This window comes from Kribbella sp. (genome assembly GCF_035655035.1).
In the GTDB taxonomy this organism is placed as follows: Bacteria; Actinomycetota; Actinomycetes; order Propionibacteriales; family Kribbellaceae; genus Kribbella.
This window is the reverse complement of sequence record NZ_DASRVN010000158.1, coordinates 1-17,073: the sequence shown is the minus strand read 5'-3', so window position 1 is coordinate 17,073 and position 17,073 is coordinate 1. Positions and strand designations below refer to the sequence as shown.

The following is a 17,073-nucleotide window of genomic DNA, read 5'->3' as shown; positions in this document are numbered from 1 at the left end:
CCCGGGCGCAGCGTCATACCGAACGACAGCTCACTGATCAGCGTGGCCACGTCGAACGCCATCTGCCGGGTCGACGCGTCCTGGCGGACCTCGCCGTTCACCAGGCACTGCAGGTGGATGTCCTGCGGGTCGCCCACCTCGTCGGCGGTGACGATCCACGGGCCGAGCGGCATCGTGTCGTCGATGCTCTTGCCCTTCAGCCATTGACCGCCGTGCGCGCGCTGCAGGTCCCGCTGCGACACGTCGTTCGCGAGCGTGTAGCCCCAGACGTGATCGAGCGCGTCGGCCACGGGGATGTTCTTGCCGGTCCGGCCGATCACCAGCGCGACCTCGGCCTCGTAGTCCCACTTGGCGGAGATCGCCGGGTCCCAGGCGATGTCGTCGTACGGCCCGATCACCACGTCCGGGCCCTTGGTGAAGAACGTCGGGTGCTCCGGCCGGTCCACGTCCTGGCCCTCGCGCTTGCCCTTGCTCTCCTCGAAGTGGTCCCAGTAGTTCCACCCCGTACAGAGGATGTCCCGCCGGAACCGCCGCAACGGAGCCCGCAGAATCCCTTTATCAAAAGGGATCTCGCCCACAACAGCCGACTGCCCGCTGATCACTTCGGTCAAGTCCGTTGCATCAAGCAACTGGACGGAGTCTGCAGAGAGCACGCCGGGAACGACCGCCCCGGCGTGCTCGACCATCACATGTCTCATCTCAGGTCCACTCAACGCCGCGCACAAACATCACCCCCGGTTCATGAGACCACCGCGATCGCGGAGATCTCGATCAGATAGTCAGGATTGGCGAGCTTGCTGACCTCGACCATCGTCGACGCCGGCAAGGGTTCTTCGAAGTACTGCGCCCGGATCTCGTGGATCTTGGCGAAGTCCTCCATGTTGCGGACATACACGTCGACCCGGCAGACGTCCGCGAGCGTGCCGCCGGCCGCCTCGACGGCCGCCTTCACGTTCTCGCACACCTGCCTGGTCTGCTCCCGGATGTCCCCGACGCCGGCGATACCGCCGTCCGGCGTGCGTGCGGTCATCCCGGAGACGAACACCAGCCGCCCGGTCGCCTCGACCGTCGTGGCCTGCGAGAACACCCCGTTCGGGCTCCGCAGCGCCGCGGTGGAAACCTGTGTCTTCGGCATCAGCTCAACTCCCCTCCCGCCGGTACGACGGCACCGACCGCACGCGCGGCGGCCAGCAGCCCGTCGAGTCCCGGCCTCTCGATCAGTACGCCGTTGCGCCGTTGCTGCCCGGCGCGCTCGGCCTCTATCTCCCCCGGCAGGTACAGCCGGTTCACCCCGGGCGCGGTCGCACTGCCGCGGACCCGGGCGGCCAGCCCGGACGACCGGCGCTTGAAGTCCTCGACGCCGCCCATCAGCTCCGGGTCGATCGCCAGGAACAGGTGCGCGCAGTCGTTCGGCCGGTCCGGCTCGCGGTACAGCGGCCGGACCTGGTCGCCCCAGCCGCCGCCGCTGAGCACGCCGGTCAGGACGTCGATCATCAGCGCCAGCCCGAAGCCCTTGTGGCCAGCGGCCGGCAGCAGCATGCCCAGGACGGCCTCGTCCGGGTCGGTGGTCGGCGTACCGTCGCGGTCGGTCGCCCAGCTGTCCGGGATCGTCCGCCCGGCCGACGCGGCCAACCGGATCTTGCCCAGGGCAACCGCCGACAACGCCATGTCCAGCACGATCTCGACACCGGCCGTGGTCGGTACGGCGATCGCCAGCGGGTTGTTGCCGACCAGCCGCTCGGCACCGCCCGGCGCGGGCATCAGCGGCGTGGTGTTCGACATTGCGATACCGATACACCCGGCTTCGCCGGCCTGCATCGCCCAGCGGCTCGCGGCGCCGAAGTGGTGCGCGTTCCGGACCGAGACGATGCCGATCCCGTACCGCCCGGCGCGCTCGACCGCGTGGCCCATCGCCTGCGGGCTGGACAGCTGCCCCATCCCGCCGCGGGCGTCCACCACCATCGCGGCGCCGGCGTCGAACAGTACGTCGAGTTCCCGCTCCCGGGTGACACCGCCCGCGTTCAGCCGTTCGACGTACATCGGGACCAGCATCACGCCGTGCGAACTGACGCCGCGCAGGTCCGCCTCCACCAGCGCCGACGCGATCTCGCCCGCGTCGGCGGATTCGAACCCGACTGCGCCGAACACCGCCGCCACGGTGGCCTCCAGCCACTCCGGCCGGACCAGGACGCGACGGTCCGCGTCGGAAGCTTGGGCTGTCATCGCTTCTCCTGGGCCCACGGGAGCAGCAGGTGCTCCAGCAGGGTCAGGCCGTAGAACAGGACCACGCTCATCACGCTCAGCAGCATGATCGCGGCGAACGCCAGCGTGGTGTCGGCGCTCGCGCCGGACTGCTGGATGACGTACCCGAGGCCCTTGGTGGCACCAACGAACTCGGAGATCACCGAGCCGATCACCGCGAGCGAGATCGCCACCTTCAGGCCGGTGAAGATCTGCGGCATCGCGTACCGCAGCCGGAGCTTGAAGAACTCCTGCGCCCGGCTCGCGTTCAGCGACCGCATCAGCTCGACCAGCTCGGTCGGGGTCGACTTCATCCCTTCCGCGGTCGAGATCACGATCGGGAAGAAGCACAGCAACAGCACCATCACGACCTTCGGCCACTGACCGAAGCCCATCCAGATCACCAGCAGCGGCGCCACCGCCACCTTCGGGATCGCGTTCACCATCAGCAGCAGCGGGTACACCAGCCGCTCGAGGATCACCGAGCGGACGATCACCAGCGCGATCGGTACGCCGATCACGATCGCCAGCAGGAAGCCCTCGATCGTCTCCAGCAGCGACGTACCGGTCTCGGACAGCAGCTGCCCGGGCTGCTCGAAGAACTTCTGCAGCACCGCCCACGGATTCGGCAGCAGGAACGGCTCGATCGCGAACACGATCGTCGCGGCCCACCACAGCCCGATCGCGGCCAGCAGGCCGATGATCGGCAGCAGCACCGCCGCCACCGGCGAGGAGGTCACCCAGGATCTCTTGGTCATCGGGCCGGCACCTCGTCCACCGGACGCGCGTCGCTGCCTTTCTCGGCGAGCAGCGCGTGCAGCCGGCCGCTGATCTCGGCGACCTCGGTGAGGTGCGCGTTCTGGCCGAGGCTGCGCGGCCGCGGGATGCCGATCTCGACGACCTCCCGCATCCGGCCGGGCCGCGGCGTCAGCACCACCACCCGGTCGGCGAGCACCACGGCCTCCTCGATCGAGTGCGTGACGAACACGATCGTGGTGGACAGCTCCATCTTGATCCGCTGCAGCTCCTCGGACAGCTCGGTCCGGGTGAGCGCGTCGAGCGCGGAGAACGGCTCGTCCATCAGCATCACCTGCGGGTCCCGGATCAGCGACCGGCACAGCGACACCCGCTGCTGCATGCCGCCGGACAGCTCGTGCGGCAGCCGCCGCTCGAACCCCTTCAGCCCGACCAGCTCGAGCAGCTCGTGGGCCTTGCCGCGGTACGCCGCCTTGTCCCGGGTGCCCTTGTCGATCTCGACCGGGAGCATCACGTTCGACAGCACGGACCGCCACGGCAGCAGGGCCGGCCGCTGGAACATGAACGAGACGTCCCGGCGGGGTCCGGTGACGGGTTCCCCCGCCACCTGGACCGCACCGGACGTCGGCGGCAGCAGTCCCGCGATCAGCCGGAGCAGCGTGGACTTGCCACAGCCGGACCGGCCGATCAGCGTGACGAACTCGCCGCCGCGAACGTGCAGGTCGATCTCCTCCAGGGCGGTCACCCGGCCCTCACGTCCGTCGAAGACCTGCCCTACACCGTCCAGGCGAATCATCCGGTTCCAGTACTCCTCACTTCAGCCGTGCCGTCAGCTCTTCGGGGCCAGGTTCAGCGTCACGATGTCGGCGGGCGTGATCGCGCCCTTGCCGATCGCGTTCGACTCCTCGAGCAGCGAGATGATCTTCTGCACCCGCTCCTGCGTGACATCGCCGAGCGGGCCGTTGAAGCCGTCCGGCTTCACGTACTTCTTCATGATCTCGAGTTCCTTGGTGGCAACGTCCAGATCGAGGTTCGGCACGTACTTCTTCATGATCGCGGCGGCCCCGGCCGGGTCGTTCACGGTGTCCTGCAGGCCCTTCAGCAGGGCGCCGGTGAACTTCTTCACCTGGTCCGGGTGGTCCTTGGCCAGGTCCGACCGGGTGATGATCGTGTTGCCGTACAGGTCCGGCACCTTGTCGCCGTACGGCAGCGTGACCACCTTGCGGTGCTTGCTGTCGGCCTTCGCGATCAGCGGCTCGCCGACCACGAACTGCCCGATGCCCTGCACCTTGCCGGACGCCAGCAGCGCGGGCAGGCCCGGCGGCGGCGACGGCAGGAACGTGACCGACTTCGGGTCGATGCCGATCGCCTTGGCGTAGACCGGGAACATCACCGTGTTGGTGGAGCCCGGCTGGTCGCCGATCGTCTTGCCCGGCAGGTCGGCCGGCGACTTGATCCCGAGGCCGTCCAGCGACATGATCGCGGCCATCGACCGCTGGTGGATCATGCCCACCGAGGTGACCGGCAGCTTCTGCTTGGCGAGGGTGATCGCGAACCCGGTGAAGTCGCCGATGCCGTAGTCGGCCTGACCGCCGGCCACCAGTTTCATCACGTCCACGGTCCCGCTGCCGGGGGTGATCTTGACGTCGAAACCGGCGTCCTTGAAGTAGCCCTTCTCGAGCGCGACATACGCGTACGCCTCGCGACCGAAGGTGTTGAACGACGTCAGGTAGCTGACCTTCTGCAGGCCACCGTCACCGCCGCCCGACGCCTTGTCGCCACCGCCGCCGCACGCACTCACCACGGCGAGCCCCAGGACCGCCATCAGGGCGATGACGGAACGCCTCAACCTCATATCGACCTCTCTCGTCCCGATATTTGATCAAACATCAAATGCAGAAGGGTGGTCAATCGGTCCGCGGGGACTTCACGGGGACTTAACGTCCGCCGCACCGGGTCCTCGCATCCTGCCGGCCACCCGTTCCTGGAGCTCCCCCATACCTGTCCGTAACCGGACGGGCACCCGGCCCCGACCACAGACCGTACCTGCCTGGCCAGCAGATCGCGACGCCCCTGAGGACCCAACCCGGTGGCATTGCGTCAAATTTGCGTAAACACTCAACTTTCCGGGTGATCCAGCCCACCTGACAGTCCTGTTCGCCCCGGTTTTCCCGCGATCACTCCGGGGAGGGAGGTGGCAGTTCCCGGGCTTTGACACGATGTGACGGTGAGAACGACGGCGCGGCGGGTGTGGCAGGCGATCGGTTGCCTGTGGCGTCCGTCGACGTACCTGCGCTGGGTGTACCTGCTGCTCGGTGCCGCGCTGGTACTGGCGTTCATCCTGGTGGACAGCGCGCTCGGCTCGGTGGTCTCCGGCCTCGAGCTGCCGAAGGTTGCCACCGGCATCCTCTACGTGGTGCTCGGGCTGGTGCCGCCGGTCGTCCTCGGGATGCTGCCCGCGGTCCGTGAGGTCGAGGGCATCGCGGTCGAGTCGCTGCTCGCGGTGCGCTTCGAGGAACGGCCGCTCGGCCCGGCGCGGACCTGGCCGCAACGCCGACGGACGACGGCGTGGTTCTGCCTGCATCTGCTGGCCGGCGGCGCGGTCGGCTTCCTCAGTACGGTCGTGTTCGGACTCGGCGCGATGTGGCTGGCGGCGCCGTTCCGTTCGGCCGGGCCGCACGACATCGTCCCGGGCTGGTCGTACGACATCCACGGCGACTGGACCGACCTGTGGATGCCGGTGGCCGCGATCGGCGGACTCGCAGGGCTGTTCCTGCTCTCGGCCGCGACCGGCGCGCTGCTGGCGTACCTGGCGCCGCGCGTCCTCGGCCCGACCGCCGCGGAGCGGATCGAGCTGCTCGAGAAGCGGACCGCGACGCTTGCCGAGCGCAACCGTCTGGCCCGCGAGCTGCACGACAGCGTCGGGCACGCGCTCAGCCTGGTCACCATCCAGGCGGCCGCGGCGCGCCGGGTGCTGGCCACCGACCCGGAGTTCGCCGAAACCGCGCTCGCTGCGATGGAGACCTCCGCGCGGGCCGCGCTGGCGGACCTCGACCACGTCCTCGGGCTGCTCCGCGACGACCGCCGCCCCGGTTCCCGTACGACGCCGCAGGCCACCCTCGGCGGCCTGGACCGCCTGGTCGAGGCGACCCGGGCGGGCGGCATCACGGTCGAGGTCGAGCACCGCGGCGCCCTGGAGCAGCTGCCCGCGGCGGTTTCCCGCGAGGCGTACCGGATCGTCCAGGAGGGCCTGACCAACGCGATCCGGCACGCGGGCCGCCCGGCCGGCGAACTCGCCGTACAGCTGTCCATCTGCCTGGACGCCACCGGCCTCGAGCTGATCGTGGCGAACCCGGTCAGCGGCCGGTCCGACCACTCGGGCGGCGGCCGCGGCCTGGCCGGGATCCGTGAGAGAGTCGCCGTACTGCGTGGCACCGTCGACGCCGGACCGGTCAGCCGTCCCGACGGCCCTGGCTGGAGACTCGCCGTCCGGCTGCCGGTGAGCGTGACGAAGGGATGACATGAACCTGTCCGTGGTCGTGGTCGACGACGAGCCGCTGATCCGTAGTGGGCTGCGCGCGATCATCAACGCCGAGGAGGACCTCACGGTCGTCGGCGAGGCCGGCGACGGCGCCGAGGTGCTCCCGCTGGTCCGCCGTACCGGCGCGGACGTCGTACTGATGGACGTCCGGATGCCCGCCGTGGACGGCATCCAGGCGACCCGGCTGCTGCTGGAGAGCCTGGACCCGGCGCCGCGGGTGCTGGTCGTCACCACATTCGAGAACGACGACTACGTGTACGACGCGCTCCGCGCGGGCGCGTCCGGGTTCCTGCTCAAGCGGACGCCGCCGGACGACATCGTCGCGGCGATCCGGACCGTCGCGCACAGCGAGTCGCTGCTGTTCCCGGAGGCGATCCGCGCCCTGGCGCTAGCGCACGCGGGTACGCCGGCGCCGAGCGGGCTCGACGAGTACCAGCTGACCGAGCGCGAGCAGGAGGTGCTGCGGCTGATGGCGCGCGGGCTGTCGAACGCCGAGATCGCCGCCGAGCTGATCCTCGGCCTGCAGACCGTCAAGACACACGTCGCGAACGTGCTCTCCAAGCTGAACGCCCGGGACCGCACGCAGGCCGTGATCCGCGCGTACGAATCGGGTTTCGTCCCGCTGCGTTAGGTCTGCGCCGGGTCGTCCGCCTCGGCCAGGGTGCAGGCGTTGTGCAGCGGGTCGATCGCGTTCGCCTTCATCGCCAGCCGCTGCAGCAGCATCCGGAAGCTGGCGCGCTCGGAGTCGTCGAGGATGCCGAGCATCTGGTCCTCGGTGGCGCGCAGCCGCCGCTCCAGGTCGCACATCACCTGGTAGCCCTTCTCGGTCGGCGCGATCAGCCGCGCCCGGCGGTCGGCCGGGTCCAGGCGGCGCTGCACGAGCCCCGCCTTCTCCAGGTCGTCCAGCAGGTAGGTCATCACGGTCCGGTCGACGCCGAGCTGCGCGGCCAGGTCGAGCTGCCGCTTCGGGCCCTCGGAGCTGGTCGTCGCGAGCACCTGATACCCGCGCGGGCCGCCGGGCAGGCCCTCCAGGGCCGCCGCGGACGCCTTCGCGTACTGCCGGAAGACGACGCCCAGCGCCCAGCCGAGATCGGCCTCCACCGGCGCGCCGGCGGCGGGCGAGGGCTCGATCCCGCGCGGGCCACGGGCGGCGACGTCGGCCGGAGTACTGGACATGCCCCCATCCTACGTGGCGTACGCCACCCGGAATACGATCTGACTTGAATATGTTCTGCTTCACAGATTATCTTCGAAGCAGCTCAACCCGAGCTCCCCTCAACTCGATGGAGACAGACAGCTATGAGCACCCTGCTACGCGTCGACGCCAGCATCCGGCTGGACGGTTCGGTGTCCCGTGCGCTCGCGGACAGCGCGGAGGCCGCCTGGAAGGCGGAGCACCCGGACGGTGTCGTGGTACGGCGTGACCTCGGGCAGCACCCGCTGCCCGCGACCCTGTGGCCGACGCTGGCCGCGGCCCAGGTGGGCCAGGAGCCGGTCGACGGCTCGGACCGGATGCCGCTCGCCGAGGCCCAGGCGCTCGCCGACGAACTGAAGGCCGAGATCGTCGGCGCCGACGCGGTCCTGCTCGCCGTACCGATGTACAACTACGGCATCGCGCAGAACGTGAAGACCTGGATCGACGTGCTGGTGATCGACAAGGACCTCGCCTTCGGTTCGCGCCCGCTCGCCGGGAGGCCGGCGATCTTCGCCATCGCCCGCGGCGGCGGCTACGGCCCGGGCTCCCCGAAGCACGGCTGGGACCACGCCACGCCGTACCTCGAGCGGATCTTCGGCGACGTGTTCGGCATGACCGTCCGGACCGCTGCCGCGGAGCTCACCCTCGCGCCGGTCACCCCGGGCATGGAGGAGCTGATCGACGCGTCCAAGGTCTCGGAGTCAAACGCCCACGTGCAGGCCGGCAACCACGGCACCGTCGTGGCCCGGGAGCTCATCGGCCGCGCGGCCTGACCCGGCGGGCCTCCGTCACTGACCAACCACCGCCGACGGGCCGTACCGAGCGCGCGCTGAGCGTGGGCCGGCCGCCGTCAGGCCGGTTGGTCAGTGCTGGAGGTCCGCATCCACGTCGACAACGTGACGGACAGCGTCACGATCGACGGCTCCGGCAGCAGCGCGATCCGCTGCAGGAGCTCGCGGTAGTTCAGGTGCCGGGCGCTCGGGGTCATCAGCACCAGCTGCTCGACCGCCGTCCGGTCGAGCGCCATCGTCTCCTCGACGACCTCGGTGCCGACCCGGTCGAACTCCCCCGCCAGCGAGTCCTGCAGGCGGCGTTCCTTCTCCTCGTCGACGCTGACCATCCCGAGTACGTCGACCAGTTCGGTGAGATGCCGCTGGTTCGGCGTGACGACCAGGAGCCGGCCGTCCGGGGCCAGCACCCGCGCCATCTCCCCCGCGTTGCGGGGCGCGAACACGTTCAGCATCAGCTGCGCGGAGCCGTCCACCAGCGGCAGCTCCCGCCACGCGTCGCACACCACCGACGCGATCCGCGGGTCGGCCTTCGCCGCGCGGCGGGCGGCGTACTTCGACACGTCCAGCGCGATACCGCGCCGATGCTCCGACAGGCCGAGGACGCCGGACAGGTAGTACGCCGTACCGGCGCCGACCTCGACCACCAGGTCGTCGTCGCCCAGCCCGGCCGCGAGGATCAGCGCGTCCCGGATCGGCGCGTAGTGGCCGGTCCCGAGGAAGACGGTACGGGCGCCGACCATCGCGGCCGAGTCGCCCTCGATCCCGTTCGAGGCCGTGGGCAACAAGTTCAGGTAGCCCTGCTTGGCCAGGTCGTACGTGTGCCCGCGCGGGCAGCGCGCCGTACGGTCGGCCAGCGCGAGCCGATCCGCACAGACCGGGCAGCGCAGTACGGCGACGAGGTCGGCTTCCACCCGCACTAGGTTATGTCGCGGCTCGTGATCCGTGCCCAGGCGGCCGCGTAGAAGACCACGACGTAGCCGGCCTGGAGCAACAGGTTCTGGATGATGTCGTGGTAGTACGGCGGATCTCGGAGCAGGTCGGCGAACGACTGCCACCGGTAGATCAGCAGCCACGGGTGGATCGCGTGCACCTGCGGGATCGCGGTCAGGATCCCGAGCATGACAAAGGCACCGAACGTCGCCGCCATCGCGGCCAGCGGCGTCGAGGTCAGCGACGACACGAACAGGCCGATCGCGGCCAGGCCGAGCAGCGACAGCGCGACCACCAGCGCGATGCCGAGCGCCCGGACCAGGCCGTCGCCGAGCGAGACGGTCGACCCGGACAGCAGCAGCACGTCACCGACCGGGAACAGCACGAACCCGACGATCAGCCCGGAGATCCAGATCACCATCGTCGCGGCCAGGCAGAACACCGACAGCGCCACCATCTTGGCGGCAAGCAGCCGGGACCGCCCGGCCGGCGCGGTCAGCATGGTCCGGAGGGTGCCGAGACTGGCCTCTCCGGCCAGCGACTCGCCGGAGACGACGGTCACCGCGGTCGGCAGGAAGAACGGCATCGACAGCGCGAGGCTCCCGACGATCAGGAACAGCCCGTTACCGGCGATCTGCCCGAGGAATCCGTCGCCACCGCCGCCGGAACCGGTGACCTTGATCGCGATCCCGATCAGCAACGGGACCGCGGCCAGCACGCCGAGCCCGACCTGGGTCCGCGCCCGGCCGAACACCAGCCGCAGCTCGGACCCGAACAACGCCAGCGTGTGCCGCCCGGCGCTCGGCGCCGCAGCAGGCTTCGTGACGGTGTCAGCAGTGTCGGCGGTGTCAGCGGTGGCTTCACTCGGCGACATCGAAACCCTCCCCGGTGAGTGCCACGAACGCGTCCTCCAGGCTCGGGCGTTCCAGGCCGAAGCCGTGGATCCGGACGTCGGCGGCGACCAGTGCGGCCGCGAACTTCTCGATCGGGAGCTCGCCGGGGTCGCCCTCGACGGTCTCCTCCGTGGTCTTCAGGTCCGTGACCCCGAGGCCCTGCAGCGTCTCCGCCGCCTGGGTGAGATCCGGCGTACGGACGATCAGCCGGGGGCGGAGCTCGGACCGCAGATCGGCCACCGTGGACTGCCGGACCAGCTTGCCGCGGCTCATCACCGCCGCGTGCGTACAGACCTGCTCGACCTCGGCCAGCAGGTGCGTCGACGTGAACACCGTCGTACCGTCACGGGCCAGCTCGCGGATCAGGTGCCGGACCTCGCGGGTGCCCTGCGGGTCCAGGCCGTTCGTCGGCTCGTCCAGCACCAGCAGCTCGCGGCGCTGCATCAGCGCGACCGCGATCGCCAGCCGCTGCCGCATGCCGAGCGAGTACGCACGGACCTTCTTGCCGGCCGCGTTCGACAGACCGACCCGCTCCAGCGCCTCCCCGGCGCGCGCCTTGCGGGTCTTCGGGTCTGCCGTCCGGTCCGCGGCGTCGAAGCGCAACAGGTTCGCCTGACCGGTCCAGAACGGGTAGAACGCCGGGCCCTCGACCAGCGCGCCGACCCGCGGCAGCACCCGCAGGTGCGCCTTCGGCATCGGCTCGCCGAGCAGCTCGACCGACCCGGACGTGGGGGCGATCAGGCCCAGCAGCATCCGGATCGTCGTGGTCTTCCCCGACCCGTTCGGGCCGAGGAAGCCGAACACACTGCCGGCCGGCACCTCCAGGTCGACCGCGTCCACCGCGACCTGCCCGCCGCGGAACCGCTTGGTCAACCCATGGGTGACGACCGGCGCGTTCGCCATCCTCAGCTCGTTACTCAGCGGGGTGCCTTGGCTGCGGCGGCCTGCAGGGTGTCAGGGGTGACCAGACCGGCGAAGATCCGGCCGTCGTCGGTGAGCAGCACGCTCACCATCTTGCTGGTCACCAGCTTGCCCTTGCCCCACGAGCCCTGCACCGTCGGTGCCTTGGCGAGCAGCTGCGCGAGCTGACCGTTGCCGGTCAGGCCGGCGGTCTGCGTGCCGCCCTTGAACATCACGACGCTGTCCCAGCCGTTGCCGATCACGGTCGGCTTGCCGGCCTGCGCACCGGACTTGCGCGGAAGGAGCTTCGGCGTGGTCTGCTTCGGCGCGATCTGCTTCGGGGCGACCTTGGCCGGCGCCTTCTGGTCGGTGACCTTGACGCCCTTCGGCGGGGTGAAGGTGAACGTGTTCGCCGACGGCGTGTCGAACGACACCGAGGTGAAGCCCAGCTCGACCGCCGCGCTGCTACCGCTGCGCGGCATCACGGTCACGTCCAGCGGCACCCAGGTCTTCGAGTCGATCGCCAGCGTCACCGAACCGACCGTCGTCTTGTCGGTCTTCGGCACCAGGCGGAGCTTGTACGCGTCCCGGCCGGCGACCTTCTCCGTCCCGCTGACCTGGACCTTGGTGGTCGGGTCGATCGCGGACAGGAACTGCTTGGCCACGTCCTGCGGGTTGTAGGACCGCGGCGCCGCCTTCTCCGGCTTGGCGTTCTGGTGCGCGGGCAGCGTCAGCTTGGTCGCCTCACGCTTGGCCGAGTCGTACGCCCACGCGGACTTGCCGTCGCTGGTCCAGACCTGCTCGGACTGGTTGTCCATCACCGACACCCGCGCCTTGTCCGGGCTCGCGAACGCGACCCGCGCGGTGTGCTGCCCGCTGAGCAGGTCGGTGATCTGGCTGTTGCTGCCGTCGTGGCCGGACATCCCCGGGATCGCCGGGAGGCCCAGATCCGCGGTCGAACTGACCGTGCCGCTCAAGCCGTTCACCTTCGCGGTCTGCACCTTCGTGAGCAGATCCTGCGCGGTGATGCTCGGCAGCTTCGGTGACGCGTCCGCGACCACCGGGCCGATTGCCCCCACTCCTGCCACCACGGCAACCGCCGCGACCGGAACCAACCATCGTCTGTTGCGCTGCGCTACGCCCATGAATACAGCCTCGCACCGCCCGCCGACGGAACCAAGGCCCCTCGGGGCAGGTTCACCCGAAAGAGTGAGGCCCGTGTACGACCCAGGTAGTACGCGGGCCTCAGAAACCTCTCAGCCGGACGTCAAATCGTGGGTCAGGCCGCAGGCCGACGCACCGGTTCGCAGGCCCGCCGCCAACGCCCGCGCGACGGGTGAGTCGGCGGCCAGTCGTACGTCGAGGTGGCCGGCACCCTGCAGGGCCAGGTCGCGGGCGATCTCCACGCCGTACTCCTCGGCTTCCTCCGGGGTGCGGGCCGGCCGCCAGAGTACGCCGAAGTCGTGCTCCGGCCTCGTGTCACGCAGATCGACGACGAGGGACTCGGCCTGCTCGAGGTGGGTCGCGTCACCGCCGACGATCACGTGGATGCGCTGGCCGGTAGCAGGTACGGCGTTCTGTGCCGCTTGCTGCGCATCGTCGACGATCGAGGTGTCCCGGCTGCCCCATTCCTCGTGGTGGACGGCCCAGGACAGCGGCCGGCGTTTCGCCCAGCCGGACCGGACGAGTTCCGGGGCGGCGGCGAACTCGTCGACCCGGCCGACGCAGAGGTAGCCGACCAGCTCGATGTGGGCGGGCAGCCCGAGTACGGCGGCGACCTCCTGCGGCCCGAAGAACGACACCCAGCCGACACCGAGGCCCTCTGCGCGGGCGGCGAGCCAGAGGTTCTGGATCGCGATCGCGGCCGAGAACCAGGTGGTACGCGGATCCGCGTGCCGGCCCAGCACGTGCCGCCCGCCGCGACCCGGGTCGCAAGTCACCGCGATGTTCAACGGGGCGTCGAGGATCGCCTCGATCTTCAGCCCGTCGAACAACTGCCGCCGCTGCTCCGGCAGCGATCGCGCGAACGCGTTCCGCTGGCCGATTGCGAGGTCGTACACCTTCCTCCGGGTCGCGACGTCGCGGATCAGCAGGAAGTCCCACGGCTGGCTGAGGCCCACACTCGGCGCCCGATGCGCTGCCTCCAGCACCCTGGTCAGCCGGTCCTCGTCGATCGGCGTCTGCAGGAACCCGCGCCGTACGTCCCGCCGCTCCGCGATCACCCGGTGGACGGCGTCCCGATCCTGGTCCGGATAACCGGGCGCGGCGTGGCGGCCGACCGCGACCGTTGTGTTGGGGGTTTTGGTCTTCGGGACGAGGAGTTCAGCGCCGGCTGCCAGTACTGCTGCCTCGGCGACGCTGGGGATGCCCTTCAGGGCGGCGACCTGGTCGCTCGGGGTCGGGGTGGGACGGGCCAGTTCGTCTTTGGAGAAGGTCCGCAGATCGGCGCCGAGGTGGGCGGCCAGTTGTTGCAGGGCGGGCTCGGATTCGCGGCCGGTGAGGGTGACGAGCAGGCGGATCTCGCCGGGCAGGTCCCGTACCGCGGCGGCGACGGCGGCCTCGAGCTCGGCGTACGGCGTACCGGATCGGAGGCCTACTCCGACGACGAGGCTCATCGCGCGTACTCGCGGGCGGCGGCGACGAAACGGGCCGGGACGTCCGGAGTGGCGGTCCAGTGCAGGTGCAGGTACGACGCGTGCACGTGCGGCAGCGTGACGCCTTCGACTCCGGCGGGGAGGTGCCAGGCGGGGCGTACGTCGTGGTCGAGCTCGATCGCGGTGCGGTGGAACTCGTGCCCGCGGACCCGGCGGCCCTCGTCGAAGAACGCGGTCGTGGTGGCGGCGACCGCCGTACGGTAGCCGAGGGTGAGGCGGGGGGTCATGGTCGCGGTCGCGGGGAGTACGCCGGTCATCGGGTGGCCGTCGAGCTCGCGGCAGAGGTACAGGAGGCCGGCGCATTCCGCGATCACCGGGAGGCCGTTCGTGACGGCTGTCGCTACCTGGCGCCGGAGTTCGTCGTTCGCGGACAGGGCTTCGGCGTGCAGTTCCGGGAAGCCCCCTCCGAGGTACAGCCCTCCTGTTGCATCGGGCAACTTGTCCGTCAGCGGGTCGAAGGTCACCACCTCTGCACCGGCGGCAGCCAGCAGCTCGGTCGTCTCCGCGTACCGGAAGGAGAAGACGGGACCTCCTGCAACAGCAACCACCGGCCGCGGTCCCAGAACTGCTGTGGGTTCGGTTGGGGTCCAGGGGGTGACTGGTTCGGGTGGGGCGGTGCGCGCTGCGGCTGCTACCGCCTCGAGGTCTACGCCTTGGTGGACGAGTTCCGCTGCGGCGGTCACCGCGTCCTCCGCTTGTGTGCGTTGTTCCTCGGCGGGGACCAGGCCCAGGTGGCGGCTCGGCACCGTCAGCCGGGGGTCGCGGCGGAGGACGCCGAGGACCGGTACGCCGGTGGGGGCGACGCCGGCGCGTACTTCGGCCTCGTGGCGGTCGGAGCCGACCTTGTTCAGGATCACGCCGACGATCCGTACTTCGGTGTCGTAGGCAACGAAACCCTGGACGACGGCGCCGACGGAACGCCCGGCCGCGGACGCGTCCACGACCAGGATGACCGGCGCCTTGAGGAGCTTCGCGACGTGCGCGGTGGACGAGAAACCTTCCGTCCCGAGCGCACCGTCGTACAGGCCCATCACGCCCTCGACGACAGCCAGGTCCGCCCCGGCCGCGCCGTGCGCGAAGAGCGGCGCGATGCGTTCCTCCCCGGACAGCATCGGGTCGAGATTCCGGCCCGGTCGACCGGTCGCGATCGCATGGAATCCGGGATCGATGTAGTCCGGCCCGACCTTGAAACCGGCGACCGTATGCCCGGCCCGCCGGAGCGCCGCCATCAGCCCGACCGCGACCGTCGTCTTCCCGGTACCGGACGCGGGCGCGGCGATCACCACCCGCGGGATCACCACTCGATGCCCTTCTGGCCCTTCTGGCCGGCGTCCATCGGGTGCTTGAGCTTGGTCATCTCGGCGGCGAGGTCCGCGGCCGCCAGCAGTTTCGGATGCGCGTCCCGGCCGGTGATCACGACGTACTGATGCCCCGGGCGTCCGGTCAGCGTCTCGACGACCTCGTCGACGTCGACCCAGCCCCACTTCATCGGGTACGTGAACTCGTCCAGCACGTACAGGTCGTGCGTCTCCGCGGCCAGCCGGCGCTGGATCTCCCGCCAGCCCTCCAGGGCGTCCGCGGCGTGGTCCTCCTCGGTGCCGGCCTTGCGGGACCAGCTCCAGCCCTCGCCCATCTTGTGCCACTCGACCGGGCCGCCCTGCCCGGTCTGCTCGTGCACCGAACCGAGCGCCTTGAAGGCGGTCTCCTCGCCGACCTTCCACTTGGCGCTCTTCACGAACTGGAAGACCCCGATGTTCCAGCCCTGGTTCCAGGCCCGCAGCGCCATCCCGAACGCGGCGGTCGACTTCCCCTTCATCTCGCCGGTGTGCACCATCAGCAGCGGGCGGTTGCGGCGCTGCCGGGTGGTCAGGCCGTCGTCCGGTACCGCGACCGGCTGTCCCTGCGGCATCTCAGGCCACCTTCCGATCGGTGACCGTACGGATCAGGTTGCCGGCGGCAACGTCTCCGAGGTCGAGGTACTCCGCTCCGAGCTCGGCCGCGAGCTCCGCGGCGAGGCCGAGCCGGACGCCGCGGTGCGGTTCGCAGTCGACCACGACGGTGGCGATCCCGCGCTGGGCGAGGTGGCCGGCGGCGTGCCGGGCGCGGGCGAACGCGTTGTCGCCGTACGTCGCGCGGCCGTCGGTGACGAGGACCAGGAGCGGTCGCCGGCGCGGGTCGCGGACGGCGGCGATCCGCAGTACCTCGGCGGCTTGCAGGAGGCCTTCGGCGAGTGGGGTCCGGCCGCCGGTGGGGAGGGATTCGAGGCGACGTACGGCGGTCTCGACGCTGCCCGTCGGCGGGAGCGCGACCGTCGCGGCGGGGCCGGCGAACGTGACGAGGCCGACGGTGTCGCGGCGCTGGTACGCGTCCAGCAGCAGCGAGACGATCGCGGTCTTCACCTCGCTCATGCGCTTCTTCGTCCCCATCGAGCCGGACGCGTCGACGCAGAACAGCACGAGGTTCCCTTCGCGCCCTTCACGCACTGCCAGCCGTACGTCGCTCGGCCGCACCACCAGGCCAGGCCCGCTCCGCCCGCGCACCTTCTGGTACGGCGCCGCACTCCGCACCGTCCCCAGCACATGCGGCCGCCCGGACTCCCGCCCGACCCGGGCCCGCTCCCCCACGACCCGCCCCACCTCGGTCAACGCCCGCGACCGCCGCCCGGCCACCCCGGCCCCAGCAGCAGAAACACTCAACAACCGGGCCTTGTACGGCGCCGTACTCGCAACCACGTCCTCGCGCTGCCCGCCCGCGTTGACGCCCGGCTCGGCCGCTTCGCGGTGCGCGCTCTCGTGCACGCTCGGCTCGGCGGCGCCGTTCGTGGGGTCCGAGTCGCCGTCGGCGGGCTCTGCTCCTCCGCCGGGTCCGCCCGGTCCTCCGGCTCCACCGGGGCCGCCCGAACCGTCGGGGTCCGGGTCCTCGTCGGGTGGGGTGCTGTTGTTGATGGCTTCTTCCAGCTGCTGCTGGTCCAGACCGGGTTCGTCGAACGGGTTCCGACGCCGCCGGTGCGGCAGCGCGAGCTTGGCGGCGGCGCGGACGTCCTCGACCTCGACGACCGTACGACCCGACCAGGCGGCATGCGCCACCGCCGTACGAGCGGTCACCAGGTCGGCGCGCATCCCGTCCACGTCGAACGAGGCGCAGATCTCCGCGATCTGCCGCAGTGCCGCGT

Annotated in this window: 18 protein-coding genes; 3 read left to right on the top strand and 15 right to left on the bottom strand. The window is 70.6% G+C overall.

Features of this window, described 5'->3' with window-relative positions; genetic code table 11:
* The 6 genes from VFF46_RS09240 to VFF46_RS09215 all read right to left on the bottom strand — a co-directional run.
* Window positions 1-602, bottom strand: a 602-nt coding sequence (locus VFF46_RS09240) for a fumarylacetoacetate hydrolase family protein (RefSeq protein ID WP_325036630.1), incomplete at its 3' end; no start/stop codon positions are given.
* Window positions 603-739: 137 nt separating this feature from the next.
* Window positions 740-1,135 (bottom strand): RidA family protein, encoded by a 396-nt coding sequence (locus VFF46_RS09235; RefSeq protein WP_325036629.1) that lies wholly within the window; start codon window positions 1,133-1,135, stop codon window positions 740-742.
* Window positions 1,135-2,223 carry an Ldh family oxidoreductase gene (locus VFF46_RS09230; protein ID WP_325036628.1) on the bottom strand — a complete coding sequence of 363 codons (1,089 nt, stop codon included), beginning with the start codon at window positions 2,221-2,223 and terminating at the stop codon, window positions 1,135-1,137. Before VFF46_RS09230 ends, VFF46_RS09235 begins: the two co-directional genes overlap by 1 nt.
* The gene (locus VFF46_RS09225; RefSeq protein WP_325036627.1) at window positions 2,220-2,999 is read right to left on the bottom strand and encodes an ABC transporter permease; all 780 of its coding nucleotides are present in this window, start codon (window positions 2,997-2,999) and stop codon (window positions 2,220-2,222) included. The genes VFF46_RS09230 and VFF46_RS09225 overlap by 4 nt, the downstream gene beginning before the upstream one ends.
* On the bottom strand, window positions 2,996-3,793 hold the full coding sequence (locus VFF46_RS09220) for an ABC transporter ATP-binding protein (protein WP_325036626.1): 798 nt from the start codon (window positions 3,791-3,793) through the stop codon (window positions 2,996-2,998). Before VFF46_RS09220 ends, VFF46_RS09225 begins: the two co-directional genes overlap by 4 nt.
* Before the next feature lie 33 nt (window positions 3,794-3,826).
* Window positions 3,827-4,852: an ABC transporter substrate-binding protein gene (locus tag VFF46_RS09215; protein ID WP_325036625.1), complete on the bottom strand. Its 1,026-nt coding sequence runs from the start codon at window positions 4,850-4,852 to the stop codon at window positions 3,827-3,829.
* Window positions 4,853-5,224: 372 nt separating this feature from the next.
* Between VFF46_RS09215 and VFF46_RS09210 the strand changes: the two genes are divergently transcribed.
* Both VFF46_RS09210 and VFF46_RS09205 read left to right on the top strand, forming a co-directional pair.
* Window positions 5,225-6,517: a sensor histidine kinase gene (locus VFF46_RS09210; protein WP_325036624.1), complete on the top strand. Its 1,293-nt coding sequence runs from the start codon at window positions 5,225-5,227 to the stop codon at window positions 6,515-6,517.
* 1 nt (window position 6,518) lies between these two features.
* Window positions 6,519-7,169: a response regulator transcription factor gene (locus VFF46_RS09205; protein WP_325036623.1), complete on the top strand. Its 651-nt coding sequence runs from the start codon at window positions 6,519-6,521 to the stop codon at window positions 7,167-7,169.
* Here VFF46_RS09205 and VFF46_RS09200 read toward each other — a convergent pair.
* Complete coding sequence (locus tag VFF46_RS09200) at window positions 7,166-7,714, bottom strand: MarR family winged helix-turn-helix transcriptional regulator (RefSeq protein ID WP_325036622.1); 549 nt, start codon at window positions 7,712-7,714, stop codon at window positions 7,166-7,168. The two genes, VFF46_RS09205 and VFF46_RS09200, sit on opposite strands and share 4 nt — an antisense overlap.
* 123 nt (window positions 7,715-7,837) lie before the next feature.
* Here VFF46_RS09200 and VFF46_RS09195 point away from each other — a divergent pair, with 123 nt between their 5' ends.
* Window positions 7,838-8,506: an FMN-dependent NADH-azoreductase gene (locus tag VFF46_RS09195; protein ID WP_325036621.1), complete on the top strand. Its 669-nt coding sequence runs from the start codon at window positions 7,838-7,840 to the stop codon at window positions 8,504-8,506.
* A gap of 77 nt (window positions 8,507-8,583) precedes the next feature.
* Here the strand turns inward: VFF46_RS09195 and VFF46_RS09190 are convergent, their stop codons facing one another.
* The 8 genes from VFF46_RS09190 to VFF46_RS09155 form a co-directional block, all read right to left on the bottom strand.
* A complete protein-coding gene (locus tag VFF46_RS09190; protein WP_325036620.1) occupies window positions 8,584-9,435 on the bottom strand; it encodes a putative RNA methyltransferase in 852 nt (283 codons plus the stop codon).
* A 5-nt stretch (window positions 9,436-9,440) separates the two neighbouring features.
* Window positions 9,441-10,328 (bottom strand): ABC transporter permease, encoded by an 888-nt coding sequence (locus VFF46_RS09185; protein ID WP_325036619.1) that lies wholly within the window; start codon window positions 10,326-10,328, stop codon window positions 9,441-9,443.
* Window positions 10,315-11,250, bottom strand: coding sequence for an ABC transporter ATP-binding protein (locus tag VFF46_RS09180; RefSeq protein WP_325036618.1), 936 nt, complete (start codon window positions 11,248-11,250; stop codon window positions 10,315-10,317). Before VFF46_RS09180 ends, VFF46_RS09185 begins: the two co-directional genes overlap by 14 nt.
* Before the next feature lie 14 nt (window positions 11,251-11,264).
* The gene (locus VFF46_RS09175) at window positions 11,265-12,392 is read right to left on the bottom strand and encodes a hypothetical protein (protein WP_325036617.1); all 1,128 of its coding nucleotides are present in this window, start codon (window positions 12,390-12,392) and stop codon (window positions 11,265-11,267) included.
* A 111-nt stretch (window positions 12,393-12,503) separates the two neighbouring features.
* Entirely contained in the window at window positions 12,504-13,862 is a 1,359-nt protein-coding gene (gene bluB / locus VFF46_RS09170) for a 5,6-dimethylbenzimidazole synthase (RefSeq protein ID WP_325036616.1), read from the bottom strand.
* Window positions 13,859-15,202, bottom strand: a complete 1,344-nt coding sequence (locus VFF46_RS09165; RefSeq protein WP_325036615.1) for a cobyrinate a,c-diamide synthase — start codon at window positions 15,200-15,202, stop codon at window positions 13,859-13,861. The genes bluB and VFF46_RS09165 overlap by 4 nt, the downstream gene beginning before the upstream one ends.
* The gene (cobO, locus tag VFF46_RS09160) at window positions 15,196-15,810 is read right to left on the bottom strand and encodes a cob(I)yrinic acid a,c-diamide adenosyltransferase (RefSeq protein ID WP_325036614.1); all 615 of its coding nucleotides are present in this window, start codon (window positions 15,808-15,810) and stop codon (window positions 15,196-15,198) included. The genes VFF46_RS09165 and cobO overlap by 7 nt, the downstream gene beginning before the upstream one ends.
* Before the next feature lies 1 nt (window position 15,811).
* The coding region (locus tag VFF46_RS09155) for a VWA domain-containing protein (RefSeq protein ID WP_325036613.1) at window positions 15,812-17,073 on the bottom strand (1,262 nt) is incomplete at its 5' end.

Excerpts from the sequence above, each read along its gene's own strand:
- VFF46_RS09235 (WP_325036629.1), bottom strand. The coding sequence starts at position 1,135 with ATGCCGAAGACACAGGTTTCCACCGCGGCGCTGCGGAGCCCGAACGGG.
- VFF46_RS09195 (WP_325036621.1), top strand. The coding sequence starts at position 7,838 with ATGAGCACCCTGCTACGCGTCGACGCCAGCATCCGGCTGGACGGTTCG.
- cobO (WP_325036614.1), bottom strand. The coding sequence starts at position 15,810 with ATGCCGCAGGGACAGCCGGTCGCGGTACCGGACGACGGCCTGACCACC.
- VFF46_RS09205 (WP_325036623.1), top strand. The coding sequence starts at position 6,519 with ATGAACCTGTCCGTGGTCGTGGTCGACGACGAGCCGCTGATCCGTAGT.
- VFF46_RS09180 (WP_325036618.1), bottom strand. The coding sequence starts at position 11,250 with ATGGCGAACGCGCCGGTCGTCACCCATGGGTTGACCAAGCGGTTCCGC.
- VFF46_RS09225 (WP_325036627.1), bottom strand. The coding sequence starts at position 2,999 with ATGACCAAGAGATCCTGGGTGACCTCCTCGCCGGTGGCGGCGGTGCTG.
- bluB (WP_325036616.1), bottom strand. The coding sequence starts at position 13,862 with ATGAGCCTCGTCGTCGGAGTAGGCCTCCGATCCGGTACGCCGTACGCC.
- VFF46_RS09175 (WP_325036617.1), bottom strand. The coding sequence starts at position 12,392 with ATGGGCGTAGCGCAGCGCAACAGACGATGGTTGGTTCCGGTCGCGGCG.
- VFF46_RS09185 (WP_325036619.1), bottom strand. The coding sequence starts at position 10,328 with ATGTCGCCGAGTGAAGCCACCGCTGACACCGCCGACACTGCTGACACC.
- VFF46_RS09230 (WP_325036628.1), bottom strand. The coding sequence starts at position 2,223 with ATGACAGCCCAAGCTTCCGACGCGGACCGTCGCGTCCTGGTCCGGCCG.
- VFF46_RS09200 (WP_325036622.1), bottom strand. The coding sequence starts at position 7,714 with ATGTCCAGTACTCCGGCCGACGTCGCCGCCCGTGGCCCGCGCGGGATC.
- VFF46_RS09220 (WP_325036626.1), bottom strand. The coding sequence starts at position 3,793 with ATGATTCGCCTGGACGGTGTAGGGCAGGTCTTCGACGGACGTGAGGGC.
- VFF46_RS09215 (WP_325036625.1), bottom strand. The coding sequence starts at position 4,852 with ATGAGGTTGAGGCGTTCCGTCATCGCCCTGATGGCGGTCCTGGGGCTC.